The organism is Nonomuraea sp. NPDC001684 (assembly GCF_053596515.1).
On record NZ_JBSFGJ010000771.1, the window covers coordinates 1 to 2,533 of the forward strand.

The 2,533-nt window shown below is 72.5% G+C and carries 3 protein-coding genes; 2 read left to right on the forward strand and 1 reads right to left on the reverse strand.

Features of this window, described 5'->3' with window-relative positions; all coding sequences use genetic code 11:
• Positions 1-94: 94 nt before the first annotated feature.
• Positions 95-1,105 carry a DUF5937 family protein gene (locus tag ACWCSD_RS51440; RefSeq protein WP_449927025.1) on the forward strand — a complete coding sequence of 337 codons (1,011 nt, stop codon included), beginning with the start codon at positions 95-97 and terminating at the stop codon, positions 1,103-1,105.
• A gap of 90 nt (positions 1,106-1,195) precedes the next feature.
• On the forward strand, positions 1,196-1,726 hold the full coding sequence (locus ACWCSD_RS51445; RefSeq protein WP_397159788.1) for a hypothetical protein: 531 nt from the start codon (positions 1,196-1,198) through the stop codon (positions 1,724-1,726).
• A gap of 145 nt (positions 1,727-1,871) precedes the next feature.
• Here the strand turns inward: ACWCSD_RS51445 and ACWCSD_RS51450 are convergent, their stop codons facing one another.
• Positions 1,872-2,489 carry a hypothetical protein gene (locus ACWCSD_RS51450; protein ID WP_397159790.1) on the reverse strand — a complete coding sequence of 206 codons (618 nt, stop codon included), beginning with the start codon at positions 2,487-2,489 and terminating at the stop codon, positions 1,872-1,874.
• Positions 2,490-2,533: the final 44 nt, after the last annotated feature.

A 2,533-nucleotide genomic window follows, 5' to 3' on the forward strand; every position in this document is an offset into this window, starting at 1 on the left:
TGCTGGCCGAGCGGACGACGGAGGCGCTGCAGGAGTCGTCGCGGCCGGTGGCGTTGACGAAGAACAGGCGTCCGGTGGCGGCCTCGACCGGTGCATGCAGGCGGGGTCCCTGCTGCCGGCGGTATCGGCGATGACCGAGTTCGGCTCGGCGCTGCACGTCCTGCGCGACCCCGGTCACCACGGCCTGGAGGACTGGGTGGCGAAGATCCTCACGGCGATGAGCCCTGACCTGGCGGCCTGGACCCGATCGTGGTGGTGGACGACACAGGCCATCAGAGCGACGCCGTTCGTCACCCCCGAGCCCCCGGCGGAGAGCTTCGACGACCGGCTCGAACAGCTGCGTGCCATGCCCGTCCAGGAGCTGGCAGGTCAGTTGCTGCGGCCGATCGCCCCCTCGGGCGACCGGCAGGTCGCGCTCCGATGGTCGCGCGCGCGAGATCCGGCGGTGGCGGCCCGCGTCGAAGCGCTCGTCAGGCGTCCGCAGGACGCGGTCGCCGATTTCCTCTCGTTCCTGCGTCGCAGCCGGCAGGAGTGGTTCGAGGCCGAGTGGACCCGGATCCGGCCGGTGCTGGCCGGGCGGGCGCGACGCTTCGCCGACCTGGCCTCCCGGCAAGGGCCCGGGCCCGCGCTCGCCGCCCTCGACCCCGCCATGGAGCTCGCCCCGGCCGGGGTGGCCGTCCGCATCGCCAAGATCCAGGCCGCCCGTCATGACGTGTCCCGGCGCGGGCTGGTCGTGGTGCCCAGCACCTTCATCCGTCCCCACCTGTACGTGGCTGACGTTCCCGGCCGGCCGCTCCTTCTCCTCCATCCCGTCGACGCCGGCCTCCCCGTGCCCTCCGCCGCCATGGTGCGGCGACGGCTGGAGGCCCTCGCCCACCAGGGCCGCCTGGAGGTCGCCCGGGCGATCGCCACCGAACCGCGGACGGCCGGCGAGATCGCGATGTTGTGGAACGTCGACCCGACCCAGGTGAACCGGCACCTGCGCGCCCTGGCCGCGGCGGGACTGGCGACCACGGCCCGTCAGGGACGGTTCGTGCGGTACCGGCTCGCCGCCGACGTCCTGGAGGAGCTCGGCAAGGACGTGCTGTCGCTGCTGCTGCGCTGAGCACGATTGATCGCATTCGTCAGTCCGCTGGCCGGACGGCCGCGGTGGTGCTGAAGTCCCTCCCAACCACTTCATCCAGGGAGAACCACCATGACGATCCTGTCTCCGGAAGAGGCGATCGGCCGCCTGCGCGCCGATCGGGACATCCTCCTCGCTCGCGTCACCGGACTCACCGAGCAGCAGCTCGACGCCGACCATCTGGTGGACTCCGGCCCGCTCGGCGACTTCTGCCGTTCCTTGCACGACCTCATCGCGCACGTCCTGATGTGGGACGAGATCAACCTGGCGGTGCTGACGGAAGCCGCCGCCGGTCGGCCGCACTGGAGCCTCGATCCACGCTGGGAGGACCCCGCCGTCGGGCAGGCGCTGAACATCGGCGGGGTGGAGGCGGGCCGGCACCTCCCGGCCTCGCTGCTCCTGCACCGGTTCGGGGCGGTGCATGACGCGATCCTGACGGACCTGAGCCGGTACGGCGAGGAGTCCTGGGACGTGCCCGGGCTCGGCGCGGTGGTGCAGCGGGCGTGGACCGTGCCCGGGAACCCGGCGTACTGGCACGCCGCCATCCACCTCGGCCGGCTGCCGTCCACCCCGCCGGTCGCCGGTCACCGGTCGGAAGGATGAAGCGCCGTGGCCAGGTCCTGTCGGGCACACCGGAGGATGAAGCGCCGTGGCCAGGGTTCCGTCAGGCACACCTGCGGCGGCCGGTCGCTTCCCGCAGGTCAGGGCGCGCGGCGGCGGAGCGGTGGTGAGCTGGCCGCGGTGGCCTTCACTGAGCGCCCGCGACGGGCGTGCACGGCTTCACGGGGGTGCCCGCCTCGGCCAGCCAGGCGCCGAGCTGCCAGGGCACCTCCGGGTTCCCGTTGTCGCGGAACTCCACCACGAGCGTCTCGTCCGGTTTGATGTACTGCGGGAAGATCTGGATCGTCCGGACGGATTTCACCCGGGTCGCCTTGTACGATCGCGACTCTTCCACCAGTGAACGCAGCTCGCCCGCGTTGGAGGCGGGTTCCCCGCCGTAGGCGCGGTCCACGCCGGTGAATCGCGGGCCCGCGCACCGCGTGGCCGGGGCCAGGAAGGTCACGTCGGCCTTGATGCCCACCGCGTCGAGCTTGGCCTCCAGGCCGGCGGGATCACGCAGCTCGTTGACGGTGACCTCGACCGTGCCGTCCGGGCCTCTGGTCACCGCGTGGGCGGCGGGCCCGGTTCCGGCGACCAACGGTGTGATGGTGATCGCCGCCGCGACTCCGGCCGCGACCAGCAGCCGAGGGCCGGTGACGACGCGTCGCCGGGGGCGCATCCCGCGGAGCAGTCGCTGCCGTGCTCCGGCGAGTTCGTCCGGGGTGGCGGGGGGAACGGCCTGCCACATGGCTTTCAGGGCGTCCATTTGCGTTCTCCTTCTTTGCTCAGGGCTTGCCGGATCTGAAGACG